General features: G+C 50.5%; 20 protein-coding genes and 1 tRNA gene. 14 read left to right on the top strand and 7 right to left on the bottom strand.

The genetic code is table 11. The features are described from left to right. Window positions 1-24 precede the first annotated feature (24 nt). Window positions 25-768, top strand: coding sequence for an SDR family oxidoreductase (locus tag JGF26_RS10385; RefSeq protein WP_134707914.1), 744 nt, complete (start codon window positions 25-27; stop codon window positions 766-768). A 32-nt stretch (window positions 769-800) separates the two neighbouring features. Here the strand turns inward: JGF26_RS10385 and bglA are convergent, their stop codons facing one another. Together bglA and JGF26_RS10395 are read right to left on the bottom strand one after the other, a co-directional pair. Further along, complete coding sequence (gene bglA, locus JGF26_RS10390) at window positions 801-2234, bottom strand: 6-phospho-beta-glucosidase BglA (RefSeq protein WP_028016955.1); 1434 nt, start codon at window positions 2232-2234, stop codon at window positions 801-803. Between the two features lie 116 nt (window positions 2235-2350). After that, on the bottom strand, window positions 2351-3082 hold the full coding sequence (locus JGF26_RS10395) for a MurR/RpiR family transcriptional regulator (protein WP_028016954.1): 732 nt from the start codon (window positions 3080-3082) through the stop codon (window positions 2351-2353). A gap of 266 nt (window positions 3083-3348) precedes the next feature. Here JGF26_RS10395 and JGF26_RS10400 point away from each other — a divergent pair, with 266 nt between their 5' ends. After that, the gene (locus JGF26_RS10400; RefSeq protein WP_028016953.1) at window positions 3349-4008 is read left to right on the top strand and encodes a hemolysin III family protein; all 660 of its coding nucleotides are present in this window, start codon (window positions 3349-3351) and stop codon (window positions 4006-4008) included. 83 nt (window positions 4009-4091) lie between these two features. Here JGF26_RS10400 and ygfZ read toward each other — a convergent pair whose 3' ends face one another. Continuing rightward, a complete protein-coding gene (ygfZ, locus tag JGF26_RS10405; protein ID WP_134707913.1) occupies window positions 4092-5072 on the bottom strand; it encodes a tRNA-modifying protein YgfZ in 981 nt (326 codons plus the stop codon). 294 nt (window positions 5073-5366) lie between these two features. On the opposite strand from ygfZ, the gene sdhE reads away from it, so the two are divergent. Continuing rightward, complete coding sequence (gene sdhE / locus JGF26_RS10410) at window positions 5367-5633, top strand: FAD assembly factor SdhE (protein WP_010435322.1); 267 nt, start codon at window positions 5367-5369, stop codon at window positions 5631-5633. Continuing rightward, window positions 5614-6024 (top strand): protein YgfX, encoded by a 411-nt coding sequence (locus JGF26_RS10415; RefSeq protein ID WP_028016951.1) that lies wholly within the window; start codon window positions 5614-5616, stop codon window positions 6022-6024. Before sdhE ends, JGF26_RS10415 begins: the two co-directional genes overlap by 20 nt. A 6-nt stretch (window positions 6025-6030) precedes the next feature. Here JGF26_RS10415 and fldB read toward each other — a convergent pair whose 3' ends face one another. Beyond that, window positions 6031-6552, bottom strand: coding sequence for a flavodoxin FldB (gene fldB, locus JGF26_RS10420; protein WP_134707912.1), 522 nt, complete (start codon window positions 6550-6552; stop codon window positions 6031-6033). Window positions 6553-6653: 101 nt separating this feature from the next. On the opposite strand from fldB, the gene xerD reads away from it, so the two are divergent. The 5 genes from xerD to lysS all read left to right on the top strand — a co-directional run bounded on the left by xerD (window position 6654) and on the right by lysS (window position 12747). Continuing rightward, a complete protein-coding gene (xerD, locus tag JGF26_RS10425) occupies window positions 6654-7550 on the top strand; it encodes a site-specific tyrosine recombinase XerD (protein WP_024906583.1) in 897 nt (298 codons plus the stop codon). Window positions 7551-7578: 28 nt separating this feature from the next. Beyond that, window positions 7579-8292, top strand: coding sequence for a bifunctional protein-disulfide isomerase/oxidoreductase DsbC (gene dsbC / locus JGF26_RS10430; RefSeq protein WP_134707911.1), 714 nt, complete (start codon window positions 7579-7581; stop codon window positions 8290-8292). A 5-nt stretch (window positions 8293-8297) separates the two neighbouring features. Beyond that, a complete protein-coding gene (recJ, locus tag JGF26_RS10435) occupies window positions 8298-10031 on the top strand; it encodes a single-stranded-DNA-specific exonuclease RecJ (protein WP_134707910.1) in 1734 nt (577 codons plus the stop codon). A 90-nt stretch (window positions 10032-10121) separates the two neighbouring features. Continuing rightward, a protein-coding gene (gene prfB / locus JGF26_RS10440; protein WP_134707909.1) for a peptide chain release factor 2 occupies window positions 10122-11220 on the top strand; the annotation gives its coding sequence in 2 pieces (ribosomal slippage) (window positions 10122-10196 and window positions 10198-11220; 1098 coding nt in all). A 9-nt stretch (window positions 11221-11229) separates the two neighbouring features. Then, window positions 11230-12747, top strand: coding sequence for a lysine--tRNA ligase (gene lysS, locus JGF26_RS10445; RefSeq protein ID WP_028016946.1), 1518 nt, complete (start codon window positions 11230-11232; stop codon window positions 12745-12747). Between the two features lie 38 nt (window positions 12748-12785). Here lysS and idi read toward each other — a convergent pair whose 3' ends face one another. Beyond that, entirely contained in the window at window positions 12786-13328 is a 543-nt protein-coding gene (gene idi / locus JGF26_RS10450) for an isopentenyl-diphosphate Delta-isomerase (protein WP_128347292.1), read from the bottom strand. Window positions 13329-13490: 162 nt separating this feature from the next. Here idi and actS point away from each other — a divergent pair, with 162 nt between their 5' ends. The 4 genes from actS to JGF26_RS10470 all read left to right on the top strand — a co-directional run bounded on the left by actS (window position 13491) and on the right by JGF26_RS10470 (window position 16168). Then, complete coding sequence (gene actS, locus JGF26_RS10455) at window positions 13491-14234, top strand: amidase activator ActS (RefSeq protein WP_108090410.1); 744 nt, start codon at window positions 13491-13493, stop codon at window positions 14232-14234. An 80-nt stretch (window positions 14235-14314) separates the two neighbouring features. Beyond that, a tRNA-Gly gene (locus JGF26_RS10460) sits at window positions 14315-14388 on the top strand. Window positions 14389-14938: 550 nt separating this feature from the next. Continuing rightward, entirely contained in the window at window positions 14939-15199 is a 261-nt protein-coding gene (locus JGF26_RS10465; protein ID WP_023300783.1) for a hypothetical protein, read from the top strand. 48 nt (window positions 15200-15247) lie between these two features. After that, window positions 15248-16168 carry a hypothetical protein gene (locus tag JGF26_RS10470; protein ID WP_134707908.1) on the top strand — a complete coding sequence of 307 codons (921 nt, stop codon included), beginning with the start codon at window positions 15248-15250 and terminating at the stop codon, window positions 16166-16168. A gap of 97 nt (window positions 16169-16265) precedes the next feature. Here the strand turns inward: JGF26_RS10470 and JGF26_RS10475 are convergent, their stop codons facing one another. Together JGF26_RS10475 and JGF26_RS10480 are read right to left on the bottom strand one after the other, a co-directional pair. After that, window positions 16266-16472 carry a hypothetical protein gene (locus JGF26_RS10475; RefSeq protein WP_134707907.1) on the bottom strand — a complete coding sequence of 69 codons (207 nt, stop codon included), beginning with the start codon at window positions 16470-16472 and terminating at the stop codon, window positions 16266-16268. Continuing rightward, window positions 16466-17044: a tyrosine-type recombinase/integrase gene (locus JGF26_RS10480; RefSeq protein WP_134708029.1), complete on the bottom strand. Its 579-nt coding sequence runs from the start codon at window positions 17042-17044 to the stop codon at window positions 16466-16468. The genes JGF26_RS10475 and JGF26_RS10480 overlap by 7 nt, the downstream gene beginning before the upstream one ends. Window positions 17045-18943: 1899 nt before the next feature. Between JGF26_RS10480 and JGF26_RS10485 the strand changes: the two genes are divergently transcribed. Further along, window positions 18944-19120: a hypothetical protein gene (locus JGF26_RS10485; protein WP_167587183.1), complete on the top strand. Its 177-nt coding sequence runs from the start codon at window positions 18944-18946 to the stop codon at window positions 19118-19120. Window positions 19121-19125: the final 5 nt, after the last annotated feature.

Here is a 19125-nt window from a genome sequence, read left to right on the forward strand (position 1 = left end):
CGGCTTTTTTATTGGGAGAAGCGTATGGGTATTGCACTTGTAACAGGCGCCAGCCGCGGCATCGGGAAAGCCACCGCGCTGCAGCTGGCACGCGAAGGCTATACCGTAGCGGTGAATTATCATCACAACATTAAAGCCGCGACGGACGTCATCAGGCAGATCGTTGAAGCGGGCGGTAAAGCCTTTGCCGTCCGCGCAGATATCAGCGATGAAGCTCAGGTGATGGCGATGTTCGACAGCCTCGATCGTGAAGGTGATCCGCTTTGTGCGCTGGTCAATAATGCGGGGATTCTGTTTGAGCAATCCACTATCGAGAATCTCTCCGCTGAGCGCATTAACCGCGTCCTGGCGACCAACGTCACGGGCTACTTCCTCTGCTGCCGGGAAGCGGTGAAGCGCATGTCCTTCAAACATGGCGGCAAGGGTGGGGCGATCGTGAATGTCTCTTCCGCGGCGTCGCGCCTGGGCGCGCCGGGAGAATATGTGGATTATGCCGCGTCCAAGGGGGCGGTGGATTCGCTGACAACCGGGTTAGCGCTCGAGGTAGCGGCGCAGGGCATTCGCGTAAACTGCGTGCGACCGGGACTGATTTATACCGATATCCACGCCTCAGGCGGGGAACCGGGGCGCGTGGATCGCGTGAAATCGTTGCTGCCGATGCAGCGCGGCGGCCAGCCGGAAGAGGTGGCGCAGGCGATTGTCTGGCTGCTGAGCGAGAAGGCGTCGTACGTCACGGGCAGTTTTATAGAGCTGGCTGGCGGGAAATAAATGCCGGGTAGCGTCATGCCACCCGGAAAAAATTACAGCGCCTCGCCGTTGCTGGCAATCACACCTTTATACCACTCGAAGCTTTTCTTACGGGAACGCGACATGTCGCCAGTACCGTCGTCGTGTTTGTTCACATAGATAAAGCCGTAGCGCTTGCTGTACTGGCCGGTGGTGAACGACACGCAGTCGATGCAGCCCCACGGGGTATACCCCATCAGATCCACACCATCGTGCGTGACCGCCTTCATCATTTCTTCCACATGAGCACGCAGATAGTCGATGCGATAGTCATCGTTGATGCTGCCGTCTTCTTCTACTTTGTCGTATGCGCCAAAACCGTTTTCGACGATAAACAGCGGTTTCTGATAACGCTCGTACAGCTCACACAGGGAATAGCGCAGGCCAACCGGATCAATCTGCCAGCCCCAGTCAGACGCTTTCACATGTGGATTCGGTACGCTGCCCTCAAAGCCGGAAATGGCATCACCGGTGCCGCCTTCCGCTTTCACGGCGTTGGTCATGTAATAGCTGAAACCTAAATAGTCACAGGTTCCTTCACGCAGGATCTCTTCGTCACCCGCTTCCATTTTGATGGAGAAACCACGGCGTTCCCACTCGTTCAGCACATAAGATGGGTAGTAACCACGCAGCTGGACGTCGGTAAAGACATAGCGCTCGCGCATGGATTCCTGAGCAAACATCACATCTTCTGGTTTGCAGGAGAATGGATAGAGTGCAACCATCGCCAGCATGCAGCCGACTTTCATCTCTGGGTTAATACGACGGGCGGCTTTTACCGCCAGAGCGCTGGCCACGAACTGGTGGTGCAGCACCTGATACATGGTTTCTTCCGGGTTGTCGTGCTCGGTATAGACCACCCCAGAGCAGCAGTAGCCGAACAGCGGCGCGCGCCAGTTGCGCTGGTTGTTGATTTCGTTAAAGGTCATCCAGTATTTGACCTTGTTTTTGTAGCGCTCAAATACCACTTCCGCGAAGCGCACAAAGAAATCGACCACTTTACGGTTAGTCCAGCTGCCATACTCCTGAACCAGATGCAGCGGCATTTCGAAGTGGGAGAGGGTGATGACCGGCTCGATGTTGTATTTGAGCAGCTCGTCGAACATGTCGTCGTAGAACTTCAGCCCTTCTTCGTTTGGCTGCGTCTCATCCCCTTTCGGGAAGATGCGCGTCCAGGCGATAGAGGTACGGAAGCACTTGAAGCCCATTTCCGCAAACAGCTTGATGTCTTCTTTGTAGTGCCCGTGGAAATCAATCGCTTCATGGTTTGGGTAGTATTTACCCGGCACCACTTCCCGGGTGATTTCGCGCGGAACGCCGTGTGCGCCACCGGTCAATACGTCGCAGATGCTTGGCCCTTTACCGCCTTTGTTCCAGCCGCCTTCAACCTGGTGAGCGGCAACTGCGCCACCCCATAAAAAATCTTTTGGTAAGGTCAATTTTTTCATCATTACTATTCTCAATATATGGCTTATTGATTTCGAGTCTAGCAAAGTGAAATTAAATGTCACGATATAACAATTTGTGTGAAATGTGATTTGTCACATCAAAAAAACAGGGTGTTTTATTCTGTCAATTTCTTCGCCAGTTTGCGGCCGAGAGATTCCAGAATATAGATAACGGGGATTTGCGTGGTGATATCATAAACGCCCCCAATACGCGTCTGGGGGACATGCCATGAGAGATTAAAGTCTGCCAGCTTTGCCAGACGCGAGTGTTCGTGGCTGGTAATGGAGAGCACCTTGCAGTGATGCAGGCTGAACTGGCTGGCGAAACGCAGGATCTCCTCAGTCTCACCGGAGACAGAAAGCACAATCGCCAGCGCATTTTTAGCCATATCATTGGTGACCGGGAAATAAGGATCGTCGATATGGTTGCTGAATTTACCAATATTTGAAAAGAAACGTGCGCCATATTTTGCCAGAGAGCCTGACGTACCCGCGCCGACAAATATAATTCGCTCAGAAGACAAAATAATATCTACCGCGTTATCTAATAACGCATCGAACTCTTCATTATTCACGCTTTTAAAGAAGCTGATAATTTCGCTGGTACCGAAGTTTGCCTGCTGGGGCTCGTTTTGCTCCAGATAGAGTTTGAAGCGTACGCGAAATTCAGAATAACCTTCGCAGTTGAGCTTGCGGCAAAAGCGCAGGATCGTAGTGGTTGAGACACCAGCCGCGTCCGCCAGCTCGCGGATGGTCATGTACATGACTTTGTCACGATTTTTAATGACATAGTTGTAGACCATCATCTCCAGATTATTGAGACTGGCAATGGCGGTGTGGGTGAACATAGTCACAATGGCAAAACTCTCATTCAGACCTCATCCGTCCATCATAACATGCAGCCAGATTGCAGGATCCAATTTTATGCTATTGATTCATAATGATTAAATTTTTATGTGAACAAATGTTAGGTGAATAAATTATTTATGTATATGATTTTTATATACAAAAAATCATGATGAAAATATTTTAGCTAACAGGTGTTCACTGGAATCATTCTCAGTTAGCATAGTCTTGCGATGAATAATCATCTTTTGTTTTCCCGGAGTTTTGTATGGCGAGCAGACCATTAATCGCACAGGGATATTCGCTGGCTGAGGAAATAGCCAACAGCATCAGCCACGGCATTGGCCTGGTGTTTGGGATTGTCGGTTTAGTATTATTGCTGGTGCAGGCGGTAGACACCAATGCCAGCGCGATGGCCATTACCAGCTATAGCCTGTATGGCGGGAGTATGATCCTGCTGTTTCTGGCCTCTACGCTGTATCACGCAATTCCGCATCAACGGGCCAAGATGTGGCTTAAGAAATTTGACCACTGTGCCATCTATCTTCTTATTGCCGGTACCTATACGCCTTTTCTGCTGGTGGGGCTCGATTCACCGCTCGCCCGCGGCCTGATGATTGTTATCTGGAGCCTGGCACTGCTGGGGATCCTGTTTAAGCTGACGATTGCCCACCGGTTTAAGATATTGTCACTGGTGACCTATCTGACGATGGGCTGGCTGTCGCTGATTGTGGTTTATCAGTTGGCAATCAAACTGGCGGCGGGTGGGGTAACATTGCTGGCTGTTGGCGGGGTGGTTTATTCGCTGGGCGTGATTTTCTACGTTTGCAAGCGTATCCCTTACAACCACGCTATCTGGCACGGTTTTGTACTGGGCGGCAGCGTGTGTCACTTCCTGGCGATTTATTTGTACGTGGGGCAGGTGTAGTTTTTGTCGGGTGGCGGCGGCGCCTTACCCGACCTACGGGATCTGTAGGCCCGGTAAGCGCAGCGCTACCGGGCGATACAGAATTACTCTTCCAGCGAATACGGTAGTGGTTCAATACTCAATGTATTGGCATCGTCACGCACGCGGAACACGCTATTGGCTTCCATGTCATTATTCATAACGGCCTGAACCAGAAGACGGCCATCTTCCAGCTGTACGGCTGCTAACACGGTGCCGGTGCGGCGCCAGTTATCACCCATCTTCAGCTCTAAATCTTCGCCCGCTTCAGGTACACGGCTGGCATGACCCGCCAGTGTCCACAGCGCACGTTTGTTTGCCCCGCGGAATTTTGCACGAGCCACCATCTCCTGGCCGGTGTAACAGCCTTTCTTAAAGCTGATACCACCCAGAGCCTGGAGGTTGGTTGCCTGAGGAATAAACTGCGCGCTGTTTGCTGCGTCAATCACCGGCAGACCTGCTTCAATGTTCAGTGCCAACCACTGCTGACTGTTGTTGAACTGAGCCTCACCGCGTAGTGCCTCGGTCACGCGCTCTGCTGTGGCGGTATCCGTTACTAACAGGAAACGCTCCTCCGGGTGTTCGAACCACAGGATAGAGCTAGCACCTTCGCTGACCACCTGTTTTTCTGCATCGGGCAATTCGCTGAACAGATTTTTCAGCGCGGCACGCGCCTGAAAACCCGCCACACCCAGCAGGATATGTTCGTCGTCCGGGGCAATCGTGACTTTGGAAAAGACGGCGTACTTTTTCAGCTCTTTGAGTTGGGCGTCTTGCAGGCTACGGCGCTCAATAAAGGCAAAGCCGTCCTGACGGCGGAAGAGACGCAGGTTGCTCCACATTTTGCCTTTAGGGTCGCAATGTGCGGCCAGCAGGTGCTGGTGTTCAGTCATCTGGCTGACATCGGCGGTCACCTGACCCTGCAGGTATTTTTCTGCATCGGCACCAGTGAGTGTTGCCAGCGCCCAGTCATCAAGAGAAATAAGCGTCAGCGGCAGACGCGCAGAGGCGGCGGGCTGGCGAGGAGAAAATGGTGTAAATGCCATAACGATATCCTGAATTGCTTAACGCTTTGATAATGCCTAATGGTAAAAGAGCCTGCTGGCAATGCAAGCGCTTTCAGCAGACCATTTGTGCCATAAACCGGTTCTGCGTAACGCCACGCAAAATAGTGTAATCCGCTGTCTTCGTGGGGTTTATTCTTGAAGCCTGCTTGTAGATCGCAAGATTCCAGTAAAGAAACGGTCAAAAACACGTTACACTAGCTGGTGTCCCCGTAGAGAAATCAAGAACACTGAACGGGGTACCGACTGTGCCAAACGTAATGCAGGAAACAGAACATGGATATTAACAACAAGGCCCGTATTCACTGGGCATGCCGTCGCGGCATGCGTGAACTTGATATTTCCATCATGCCTTTCTTCGAATATGAGTATGACAGCTTAAGCGATGATGATAAGCGTCTGTTTGTTCGCCTGCTTGAGTCTGACGATCCAGATTTATTCAACTGGCTGATGAACCACGGCAAACCCGCCGACACCGAGTTGCAACGGATGGTGCAATTAATTCAAACACGGAATCGGGAACGTGGTCCTGTGGCAATCTGATCTTCGCGTCTCGTGGCGTTCTCAGTGGATGTCTTTATTGCTCCACGGCCTGGTTGCGGCCATTGTATTACTGATGCCATGGCCGTTGAGCTATACGCCTCTGTGGCTGCTGTTACTGTCATTTGTCGTTTTTGACAGCGTACGCAGCCAGCGTCGCATTAATGCCCGTCAGGGAGAAATTAAACTCCTGATGGATTCCCGCCTGCGCTGGCAGGGTAAAGAGTGGGATATTCTCGGGATGCCCTGGATGCTCAACTCCGGCATGATGTTACGGTTACGCAATGTGGACGGTGGGCGTTGTCAGCATCTGTGGTTGGCGGCTGACAGTATGGATGCTTCAGAGTGGCGAGACCTGCGCCGGATGTTATTGCAACAGTCGACGCAGGAGTAAAGTGCGTTAGCTAAACTGTTCTGCCATTTCGCCCAGAATCTGCTCGCACCAGGTTTGCAGGCGATCATCGCTGAGATCGTACTGGTTGGTTTCATCCAGCGCGAGTCCAACAAACAGCTCGCCATCGGCAATAATCGGCTTTTTACTGGTGAACTCATACCCTTCGGTTGGCCAGTAGCCGATAAACGTAACGCCTTTCGGTACCAGTTTATCGTGCAGCATACCGAGTGCATCCAGGAACCATTCTCCGTAACCTAATTGATCACCCATGCCGTACATGGCGATAATTTTGCCGCTGAGGTTGAGCGTATCAAACTGGTCCCAGATAGCTTCCCAGTCTTCCTGTATCTCACCGAAATCCCAGGTTGGGATACCGAGGATCAACACGTCGTACTGCTCCATCAGTGTGAGTGCGTCATCTTTCAGGTTATGCAACGTCACCAGTTCCGGGCCAATGATGTCGCGAATTTTCTCTGCCGCCATTTCGGTGTAGCAGGTGCTGGAACCATAGAACAGACCAATATTCATCGCGTAACTATCTCAATTCTTGCTTTGACTTTGCGCGTAGTGTACCAGAAACCTGTAGCAATCAGGCATAATGGCCTGACTGCAGAATCAAAGGGGCTGATGTGGAAAAGGATCTCGCACTGATCGAACAGTTTCTCGACGCGCTGTGGCTGGAGAAAAACCTGGCTGAGAATACGCTCAGTGCGTACCGGCGCGATCTCACCATGCTGGTTGAGTGGCTGGCCCGTCGGCAGCTCTCGCTGGCGAGCGCGCAAAGCGACGACCTTCAGGCACTGCTCGGTGAACGCGTGGAAGGGGGATACAAAGCGACCAGCTCTGCGCGCTTGCTCAGCGCCATGCGTCGTCTGTTCCAGCACCTCTATCGTGAGAAAATTCGCGAAGACGATCCCAGCGCGCTGCTGGCATCCCCGAAACTTCCGCAGCGGCTGCCGAAAGATCTTAGCGAAGCACAAGTTGAGAGATTATTACAGTCACCCGCAGTTGACCTGCCGCTGGAGTTACGCGATAAAGCCATGCTTGAGCTATTGTATGCTACCGGCTTGCGCGTTTCTGAACTGGTTGGCCTGACGATGAGCGACATAAGCCTGCGTCAGGGTGTGGTTCGTGTAATCGGTAAAGGAAACAAGGAAAGGCTGGTACCGCTGGGAGAAGAGGCGGTTTACTGGCTGGAAACGTATCTTGAGCATGGCCGTCCGTGGTTGCTCAATGGTGCTTCTATCGATGTTCTGTTCCCGAGCCAGCGCGCGCAGCAGATGACACGGCAAACGTTCTGGCATCGCATCAAGCATTACGCCACACTGGCGGGTATCGACAGTGAAAAGCTTTCGCCGCACGTATTGCGTCATGCTTTCGCGACGCATCTGTTAAACCACGGCGCTGATTTACGCGTGGTGCAGATGTTGCTGGGGCATAGCGACCTTTCCACGACGCAAATTTATACTCATGTCGCGACGGAACGCCTGCGGCAGCTACACCAACAGCACCACCCTCGTGCGTGAGTGCCGACGAATTGTAACAGGATCAAATATGAAAAAGTCTTTTGCGCTGTTCACCCTGCTGGCAGCCTCATTTACCGGTTTCGCCCATGCGGATGACGCCGCAATCAAACAGTCGCTGGCTAAGCTTGGCGTCACGGGTAGCGATATTCAGCCAGCACCGGTTGCTGGCATGAAAACGGTGCTGACGAGCAGCGGCGTGCTGTATGTCACCGAAGACGGCAAACACATTATTCAGGGGCCAATGTACGATGTGAGCGGCGTGCAGCCGGTAAACGTCACCAACCAGCTGCTGATGAAAAACCTGAACGCGCTCGAAAAAGAGATGATTGTCTACAAAGCGGCGCAGGAAAAACATGTTATTACCGTCTTCACTGACATCACCTGTGGCTACTGCCACAAACTGCATGAAGAGATGAAAGACTACAACGCGCTGGGCATTACCGTGCGTTACCTGGCTTTCCCACGTGCAGGCGTGCAGAGCCAGCCAGAGCAGGATATGAAAGCTATTTGGTGTGCAAAAGACCGCAACAAAGCGTTTGATGATGCGATGAACGGTAAAGCTGTTACACCTGCATCCTGCGACATTGACATTGCCAACCACTATGCACTGGGCGTGCAATTTGGCGTGAGCGGTACGCCGGCGATTGTCCTGAGCAACGGCTATGTTGTTCCAGGTTACCAGGGACCAAAAGAGATGAAAGAGTTCCTCGACGCGCACCAGAAACAGTTTGGTGGTAAATAATCCGCGTGAAAGCCCCAATAAAATTGCGCCGCCGCGAGGTGGCCGAGCAGATTGATTTGCCAGACGATCTTCCACCACTGCTGAAACGGCTCTACGCCAGCCGTGGCGTGCGTACCGCTGAAGATCTTGAGCGGAGCGTGAAAGGGATGCTGCCCTGGCAACAGCTGAATGGCATCGAAAAAGCCGTGGAAATGCTCTACAACGCGTTTCTGGAAGGAACGCGAATCGTGGTGGTGGGGGATTTCGATGCAGACGGAGCAACCAGCACTGCATTAAGTGTACTCAGCCTGCGCGCGCTGGGTTGCAATAACGTGACCTATCTTGTGCCGAACCGGTTTGAAGACGGCTACGGCCTCAGCCCGGAAGTAGTCGATCAGGCTCATGCCCGCGGCGCACAGATGATCATGACCGTGGACAATGGGATCTCTTCTCATGCGGGCGTCGATCATGCCCATAAGCTTGGGATCCCGGTACTGGTCACCGATCACCACCTGCCGGGTGACACACTCCCTGCGGCGGAAGCGATCATCAACCCAAACCTACGCGACTGCGATTTTCCGTCGAAATCACTGGCGGGTGTGGGGGTGGCGTTTTATCTGATGCTGGCGCTGCGTACGCTGTTGCGTGATAAAGGCTGGTTCGACTCCCGCGGGATTGCCGTACCCAATCTCGCCGAGTATCTCGACCTGGTGGCGCTGGGAACAGTTGCGGACGTGGTGCCGCTTGATGCCAATAATCGTATTTTGACCTGGCAGGGTTTAAGCCGCATCCGGGCGGGCAAATGCCGTCCGGGAATTAAGGCCTTGCTGGAGATTGCCAACCGTGACCCGCTCAAACTGGCGGCCAGTGATTTGGGCTTTGCCATCGGACCGCGTTTGAACGCAGCCGGAAGGCTGGACGATATGTCCGTTGGTGTCGCTCTGCTGCTTTGCGACAATATTGGTGAAGCGCGCGTTCTTGCCAATGAACTGGACGCTCTGAACCAGACCCGTAAAGAGATTGAGCAGGGAATGCAGGCAGAAGCGCTGACCTTGTGCGAAAAACTTGAACGGAGTGGCGATACGCTGCCTGGCGGTCTGGCGATGTATCACCCCGAGTGGCATCAGGGGGTGGTCGGGATTCTGGCGTCGCGCATTAAAGAGCGTTTCCACCGTCCGGTGATCGCGTTTGCCCCGGCAGGGGACGGCACGCTGAAAGGCTCCGGTCGTTCGATTCAGGGCCTGCACATGCGCGATGCGCTGGAGCGTCTTGATACGCTTTACCCGAATCTCATGATCAAGTTTGGTGGCCACGCGATGGCAGCCGGCTTGTCGCTGGAAGAGGCGAAATTCGATGAGTTCCAGCGTCTGTTTGGTGAGCTGGTGACCGACTGGATCGACCCGGCCCTGTTGCAAGGGGAAGTAGTATCTGATGGCGAGCTTGCCCCCGCTGAGATGACGATGGATGTGGCACAAATGCTCCGCGATGCCGGTCCATGGGGGCAGATGTTCCCGGAGCCGTTGTTTGACGGCCGTTTCCGTCTGTTGCAACAGCGTATTGTCGGCGAACGCCATCTGAAAGTGATGGTTGAACCCGTGGGCGGTGGTCCGTTGCTGGATGGTATTGCCTTCAATGTTGACACGGCGATATGGCCGGACAACGGCGTGCGCGAGGTTGAGCTGGCGTACAAACTGGACATCAACGAGTTTCGCGGTAACCGCAGCCTCCAGATCATCATCGACAATATCTGGCCAATTTAGCGGCAGTAATCTCTATAAAAAAGGGCGTGGATTCGGTACAATCCCGCTCTTATCACCGCATTTTGACAAGTCCATAAAAGAAAACAGACCATGTTTGAAATTAATCCGGTAAAAAACCGTATTCAGGACCTCACGGAGCGCTCTGACGTTCTTAGGGGGTATCTTTGACTACGATGCCAAGAAAGAGCGTCTTGAAGAAGTAAACGCCGAGCTGGAACAGCCTGACGTCTGGAACGAACCTGAGCGCGCACAGGCGCTGGGTAAAGAGCGTTCCTCTCTCGAAGCTATCGTAGATACGCTGGATCAAATGGCTCAGGGGCTGGAAGATGTTTCCGGTTTACTGGAGCTGGCTGTAGAAGCCGACGACGAAGAAACCTTTAACGAAGCCGTGGCAGAACTCGAAGTTCTGGAAGAGAAGCTGGCGCAGCTTGAGTTCCGTCGCATGTTCTCCGGCGAATATGACAGCGCTGACTGCTATCTCGATATTCAGGCCGGTTCTGGCGGTACTGAAGCGCAGGACTGGGCCAGTATGCTGACGCGTATGTATCTGCGTTGGGCAGAAGCACGCGGCTTCAAAACCGAAATTATCGAAGAATCTGAAGGTGAAGTTGCGGGTCTGAAATCCGTGACCATCAAAATTATTGGCGATTACGCCTACGGCTGGTTGCGTACTGAAACCGGCGTTCACCGCCTGGTACGTAAGAGCCCGTTCGACTCCGGTGGACGTCGTCATACCTCCTTTAGTTCTGCATTCGTTTACCCGGAAGTTGACGAAGATATTGATATCGAAATTAACCCGGCTGACCTGCGTATTGACGTTTACCGCGCATCTGGCGCGGGTGGTCAGCACGTTAACCGTACAGAATCTGCGGTGCGTATCACCCACATTCCAACCGGGCTGGTAACGCAATGCCAGAATGACCGTTCCCAGCATAAAAACAAAGACCAGGCCATGAAGCAGATGAAAGCGAAGCTTTATGAACTGGAAATGCAGAAGAAAAATGCTGAGAAACAGGCGATGGAAGATAACAAGTCTGACATCGGTTGGGGCAGCCAGATCCGTTCTTATGTCCTCGATGACTCCCGCATCAAAGACTTGCGTACCGGGGTTGAAACCCGCAACACGCAGGCGGTGCTGGATGGCAGCCTGGACCAATTTATCGAAGCAAGTTTGAAAGCAGGGTTATGAGGAACCAACATGTCTGAACAACAAGCACAGGGCGCTGACGCGGTAGTCGATCTTAACAACGAACTGAAAACCCGCCGCGAGAAGCTGGCAGCACTGCGTGAGCAGGGCGTGCCGTTCCCGAACGATTTTCGTCGTGACCATACCTCAGACCAACTGCACGCTGATTTCGACGGTAAAGAGAACGAAGAGCTGGAAGCTCTGAACGTAGAAGTGTCAGTGGCAGGCCGTATGATGACCCGTCGTATCATGGGTAAAGCCTCTTTCGTGACCTTGCAGGACGTTGGCGGCCGTATTCAGTTGTACGTTTCCCGTGACGATCTGCCAGAAGGCATCTACAACGAGCAGTTCAAGAAATGGGACCTGGGCGATATCCTGGGCGCGAAAGGTAAACTGTTCAAAACTAAGACCGGTGAACTGTCTATCCACTGCACCGAACTGCGTCTGCTGACCAAAGCCCTGCGCCCGCTGCCGGACAAATTCCACGGCCTGCAGGATCAGGAAGCGCGTTATCGTCAGCGTTACCTGGATCTCATCTCTAACGATGAATCCCGCAATACCTTCAAAATTCGCTCCCGGATCATGGCCGGTATCCGCCAGTTCATGGTTAACCGCGACTTTATGGAAGTGGAAACCCCAATGATGCAGGTGATCCCTGGCGGTGCGTCTGCACGTCCGTTCATCACCCATCACAACGCCCTGGACCTGGACATGTACCTGCGTATCGCGCCGGAACTGTACCTGAAGCGTCTGGTGGTGGGTGGTTTCGACCGCGTGTTTGAAATCAACCGTAACTTCCGTAACGAAGGTATCTCCGTTCGTCATAACCCAGAGTTCACCATGATGGAACTCTATATGGCGTATGCGGATTACAAAGATCTGATCGAGCTGACTGAATCGCTGTTCCGTACCCTGGCACAGGATATTCTGGGCACCACGCAGGTCCCTTACGGTGAAGAAGTGTTCGACTTCGGTAAGCCGTTTGAAAAACTGACTATGCGCGAAGCGATCAAGAAATACCGTCCGGAAACCAACATGGCCGATCTGGATAACTTCGACTCTGCGAAAGCGATCGCTGAAAGCATCGGTATCAAGGTTGAGAAGAGCTGGGGTCTGGGCCGTATCGTGACCGAGATCTTCGAAGAAGTGGCCGAAGCGCACCTGATTCAGCCGACCTTCATCACCGAATACCCGGCAGAAGTTTCTCCGCTGGCGCGTCGTAATGACGTGAACCCGGAAATCACTGACCGTTTCGAGTTCTTCATCGGTGGCCGTGAAATCGGCAACGGCTTTAGCGAGCTGAACGATGCGGAAGATCAGGCTCAGCGCTTCCAGGATCAGGTTGACGCGAAAGCGGCAGGCGATGACGAAGCGATGTTCTACGACGAAGACTATGTGACTGCGCTGGAGCACGGCCTGCCACCAACTGCAGGTCTGGGTATTGGTATCGACCGTATGGTGATGCTGTTCACTAACAGCCACACCATCCGTGACGTAATCCTGTTCCCGGCGATGCGACCGGTGAAATAAGGCGTTAAGATGTAAAAAAAGCCCCGAAAGGGGCTTTTTTATTGTGCTGCGAAGGCTTTGAGTTTTTCGCGGGCGGTCGTCGCTTCCATGACCATCCACGGGCTAAACGCCCAGGGCGTCGCGTCCAGCGCGCTGAATAACGTGTCCAGTTCAACCCACTGATACTCCATCACTTCACCTTCGTTTATCGTCACTTTATTGGTGATGCGGGCAGCAAATACCGGGCAAATTTCGTTTTCTACTATCCCGGAAGGGTCGATTTCGCGGTAGCGAAAATCTGATGCGACAGGGGTGATATCGGTAATTTCGGCGCCTACCTCATAGCGGCAGCGTCGGATTATAGCCTGCTCCGTCTCTTCACCCGATTGCGGATGTCCGCACACGGAGTTAGTCCAGACACCCGGCCAGGCTTTTTTGCTTAACGCGCGTCGGGTCACCAGACATTCGCCTTTGGCATTAAACAGCCAGGTGGAGAAAGCCAGATGCAGCGGGGTATGCGAGGTGTGAGCGGCGTACTTTTCCTGAGTGCCAATCACCATTCCCTGGTCATTTACCAAAATAACGTGTTCTTGAATACTCATTCATGCTCCAGTGCCAAAATGCCGAGTGGTTCAGCACCATCAGCCGGGGCATTATACGGCATTCTTATACGAACGGTTTATCCCACAGAGCGGAAAAGGGCTGACCCATATCTATCCGGACTGTTATCATAGAGCGCCATTCACGCTGACCGAGGATCTGTTTTGTTTGCAGGAAGCCTGACGAGAAATCCCATCACCGCCATTATTTACCTGATGCTAACGCTATTGCTGGCAGGTTGTTCAGGGAGCAAATCTTCGGATATGGGTAGCTATTCCGGTTCGGTCTATACCGTTAAGCGCGGGGACACCCTGTATCGAATTTCGCGCGCTACGGGGACCAGCGTGAAGGATCTGGCGCGGTTAAATAATCTCTCTCCGCCATACACCATCGAGGTGGGTCAGCAACTGAAGGTTAGCGGTGGAACGTCTTCTGGTAAAAAATCCTCGTCGAAGGGCAAAACTGCCAAAGTGACGCCATCCTATCAGGTGCCTCAATCGTCATGGCCACCGGTTGGACAGCGCTGCTGGATTTGGCCTGCCAGCGGTAAAGTGGTCGCCCCTTACTCACTCTCTGAAGGTGGCAACAAGGGTATTGATATTGCCGCTACACGCGGTACGCCGGTTTATGCCTCTGGGGCAGGGAAGGTGGTTTACGTCGGTAATCAGCTGCGCGGTTACGGCAATCTGATTATGATTAAGCACGGTGAAGATTACATCACGGCCTATGCTCACAACGACACGATGCTGGTTAACAACGGGCAGAACGTCAAAGCAGGGCAGAAGATTGCCACCATGGGCAGCACCGGTACGGATTCGGTTAAGTTGCACTTCCAGATCCGCTATAAGGCGACGGCCATCGATCCGCAGCGTTATCTTCCGGCTCCTGGTAGCAAACCGAAGTGCTAAGTGATTATTTTATCGCCATTTAGTTGTGAAGAGGCTTGTATGAAGGTGCGTAAGGTCTATAATGCCATACGCACCTCAAAGCGGGCGTAGTTCAATGGTAGAACGAGAGCTTCCCAAGCTCTATACGAGGGTTCGATTCCCTTCGCCCGCTCCAGATCTCTCCCCTTGTGGCAAAACTTCAATAAGACTCGTTTTGCTTTCAACAACTTACTTAACATAAGTTGTCGTGTTCGTTCTACCATTGAACGACGATTTACCAACACAAGGTACATTGTTAGTTGTCACGGATAGTTACTATGGAAGTAAGAGTATAACTATTCGGCGGCGGCAGTTGTAGTCCTCACACCGCGATAGCACAACGTGAAGGAAAAGCCTGATCCGGGCATTGTCTCTTACACCAGACTGATCACACGCATTCAAGCCCGATGTGTGGCCCTATGAGCCACGTAAACAGGTTTATGGTGATAACGTACCTACAAACGACATGTAGGCTCTATCAGCGTTTCAGCCACGCTCCCGCAAGGGTACACGGTTATCCTGATAAGGTGTGATCCCTCTGACAGTCTGATGAAGTCGCTACGCTCCGCTTGTTGCTGTATCACCAACGGGGCTTTATGGCTTCTATTATCCAGAATCTTTGAGTTGCACATTTTCAGTGTGCTGGATAACCTGAGATTAATCCTAACCATCAGAGAAAAGAGACTATGCAGATCACTGTCACATCCCAAAACGTAGACACACATAAGAAAAAGATAGAGCGTGACGGCCTCAAAGGGATTACCTACTTCATACAAATGGCAAACAGTGTGCGCGTTACTGCATCCCAGGATCATCAAGCAATAGTGCAAGGCGTTTTAGGGAAACCTGATAGCGATAACCACCATCAATTATCATCTTATTGGACATGGAATGATGTGGACGCCGTAAAGCTGGTTGATGTGCTGTACGCAGTCGCTAACGCATAAGGCACGAATAATTAAAATTAGCGCGAGCGGCTTAAAATGGGGAAGAGTATGTTAGAAGAAATCTATAATTTATTTTACTTTGCGTCATCATCTGATGAAAAAATAACACATGTGGGTATAGCTGTCCATAAAGTGAGTGGGAGTGATAGTGAAAAAATAAAGCACCTAAAAAACCACCTACTTTCTGATTTACCAAGGTGTGAGTATTTTGGAGTAGATCCAAGATCACTTGGTGATTCTGAGTTTCTTACCAATAGTAGGTTTTTGGCGTTGGCAAGAGTGGGTGATCCAATACGTGTTTTTGAACAGGCTTTAATTGCTAAGAATGCGTCTGCTAACCCTCTAGTAATTTATACTGCTGTAGTAGATGGTCAGATTAAGGTAGATGCCTCGGTTTCTACAGACAAAGAAGTTAGACGAAGTGATTTTGAGGCCAATAGCATACCTGGGATTAAAGATTTGCCTGACTATCTTGACAAGTATTTGGTTGGAAATAAATTTTTGATTAAAGATCTATTGGTTGATGATCATGTCAAACCAATACATTTATTATTTAACAATAAGCATTATTTATCTAGCATTAAACTGTTAATGTCATTTATTGATACTATAGCTTATCTTGAGTATGGTGATGTAAATAAAGCGTTTCCCATGTGGTTAGATACATACTGTGAATTATCTCACTTAGGCATAAGTTCAAATGAACTTTATGAATTAAGACACTCTCTTTTACACATGACTAGCTTGAACTCACGTAAGGTTGTACAGGGTAAAGAAAGACGAATAAGTTATAGCGTTGCCCCAGTTGGAACCCCTACGCGCACTCATTCAGGTATTGTATTTTTTAATTACGTTGATTTCATTCCCCTTTTTGAAAAAGGGTTAGATAAATGGTTAGCAACCTATAATAATGAAAAAATTTCTATTTTTGTTGAACGTTATGACCAAATTGTAAGAGAAGACCATTAAATAGCCGTGTTTGTTGGGGCTGTGATTAATGAATCCTTTTTTGCTATTCAGATACTAATTGGCAGAAAGAGACAGGCTGTTACTCTTTCTTAAACAGTTAATCCTCCTCGAATGTCCTAGTGTATTTGCACTGCTCGGACGGTCTGATCGTCGCTGTCTCCGTGTAATTGGCGTTGCTGTATACGCAAATCTTCGCGTTGTCTGTCTCCTCTTCATCCGTCAAAGTTAATGTGATCCCTGCGTGGGCGAGGGTTGGTAATAGCGCCAGCGTCAGCACAATCAAGCGTTTCATGTTGATCACCATTCTAAAGAAAACTCCTCTGTTAAATCGTCCTGCACGTCCTGACCATACCCGATGTAATACATCGTTGACCGTGGATCTGTTTGTCCCAGGAAATGGGCGATTGTCTCTATAGCCACCCCAGCATCGAACATCACGCGCCCACGGCTTTTACGTGGTGTATGGCATCCCACGTTAGAGAATCCCGCTCTCCTTCCCATCTTCCCAAATTCAGCAAACACTGTGTTACGGGTGACAGCGTGGCCTTTGCTGCGTAGTGTGGCTGCACTGAAAATGAAATCTGTAGCTATAGGCATCTTCGCTTGTTCTGCTTTGCGTTGTGCCACGACAGAGAGCATCGCGGCTGTCACCTTCGGCCTCACCACGTTTCCGGTTTTCTCCTGCTTCACCTTGAGGTGAGATTGTTCCTCTACATCCTCATACTTGAGCTTGAGCACGTCAGAGATACGTAAGCCGCTCTCATACATAAACACCCACAAGCAATAAAACAGGTTGCTTCTGGCGTTCCGTTGTAGCTCTGCCGCCACTGCTTTAACTTCGTCTGCACTCTTGAGCGCCTGGCTAATTCCTTTCATCTTGTTGCTTCTCCTCATGTTCGTTTCCTTGAAATCATCATTGATCGGAAATTGATCATTTTCAACATGTTGCACGATACGTTTATTTAAGAAGAGCACAAAATGATCAAAATGGATGCGCGGTTGCTTGAGTCGCTTAACGGCAAAAAGCCAGGCCCCGATCTGAAATCGCTAGAATCGTCAAATATCAGTAAGTGATTGAAAAATAAATGAAAATAAATTTATCACCATGATTCATGAAACGGTGATTCTGTCAAGAGATTTATTTTCGATGACGGGGAGTTACCCCTATTTGCACAGTGAGGTGATGGAAAAGTGTACTGAATTATTTAAATCAATAAGTTACAGAATTCACTTTACCAAAATGTATCGAATCGGGAGGGATTTGCACTGTAAGTGAGATCTATTCTCATTTGCGGTGATGTGAATTGAGTTTTTGATAATGGTTCTCAATAACGGGGTTTTGGCATGAAAAATAATTGTTACATTATAACAAAAGTCTTTAAGCAAAATTGCCCATGTCTGGAAAGTGCTCATTGTGGACAATGATCGCTGATAGCCGCCCGGCGCAAGGCTTTACGCAATGTGACTGGTAATTTCAATTGTTACTATCTTAGTTAGTTAGGCAACTTTACCCCGTATGAATGGCGCTTCTTTACCTGCCAATTACCAGCGGATTACATGCCAATTAATGAGAATTACTTCTGGTTGTTGCATGGACAGTACAGGATGACGGTTAACGTTGATTAGTGTCAAAATGGCACCATTTAGCAGGATGGTACTCATGAATAGGTGTCAAATTGACACTAATTCAAAGTGGAAAGGTGTCAAAATGACACTTATTGGGCTGTGATTGGTGTCAGTTTGGCACCCTATACAAAGAGACTTTAAAAGCGACTTATAAAAGAGAGCTTTTAAAGGATCTGTATTTTTGCGCTTGTCGCAAAGATCATTTGCTGGCGGCTCTTCGCCGTCACTCAAGGGGAAATCTCACCTACGCTACCCTTACGGGGCTTACGGTTCGCCCCCCGTTCCGCTCACGACGCAGCACAGCGTACCTGTCTGTTATTGTGCCAGGGCTTCGCCCCTCGTGAAACGAGGCACAGAATCAGTGCGCCGTGTGCGCAATCTCTTTCGGCATAACTTCTGCCTGTCTTCCATGCTCCGCATTTCATCCATGCAAAGTTAGCCCACGGCTAAGGCTCACTTTCACCGTGCTACGGTTCAGTTCACCAAGCCAACCAACCAATCACCTATTAACCCTCTAATAACTACCGTTATTCTCGTGCTAATGCTCTTGGGGTTGGTAGGGTAAGTGCCAGAGGTGCGCCCGTATGCCGCCAGGCTTTACAGGAGGCCCGCAGGGTGCTTTATACAGTGCTGGTAATACCAATGTAGTGCATGTGTATGCAAACCTCACGTAACGCGATACAGCGCTTTTTATGGTCATTGCTAGAGCTTGCTCACAACTGGAGAATGCGCTATGATCTGTGATGGGTAAAAATAACTGTTGACATTTAAATCATTTCATGATACAGTAACTAAGTAGGGTGATGAAAGCATTCATCCTGTCATCTTCTTAGGCACTCTGCCTACCCCGAAAATCCAAAATACACCGCACTATCAGGCAACGTTTTAACGTTCTCCCTGGATGGTGTTTCCGTGTATCTAACGCAAGGAGAATCAACATTAAGTATTTTAATCCAGAACTTGTCTTCGAGGCTTTGAAAACAGGAGACAAGACCCGCAAGGCAATTAATAGCCAGCGAGCAGCCGCACAGCGTCAAGGGTATTTCGAACACGCCGAAAGATTACGTAAAGGGATCGAGCTTTACGATCAATGGAAAGCTGAACAGGCAAATACCACAACTAACAATTAAACGAGAAGGAGAAAACTGAATGAGCGAAATCCAAAAGAAAAAACCAGCCGGGACATTCGTAAAACTGCCGGATGAAGTGTTTACCACTTTATTTAAAGAGGCACGAGCGCGAGGCGTAACAGTGCAGGAGATGTTAATTGACGCTGCAATCACACTTTCATTATCAATCAAGAGCGGAGAACGTTCTACCAAATAAGGATA

The organism is Enterobacter sp. E1, assembly GCF_016809815.1.
GTDB lineage: Bacteria > Pseudomonadota > Gammaproteobacteria > Enterobacterales > Enterobacteriaceae > Enterobacter > Enterobacter adelaidei.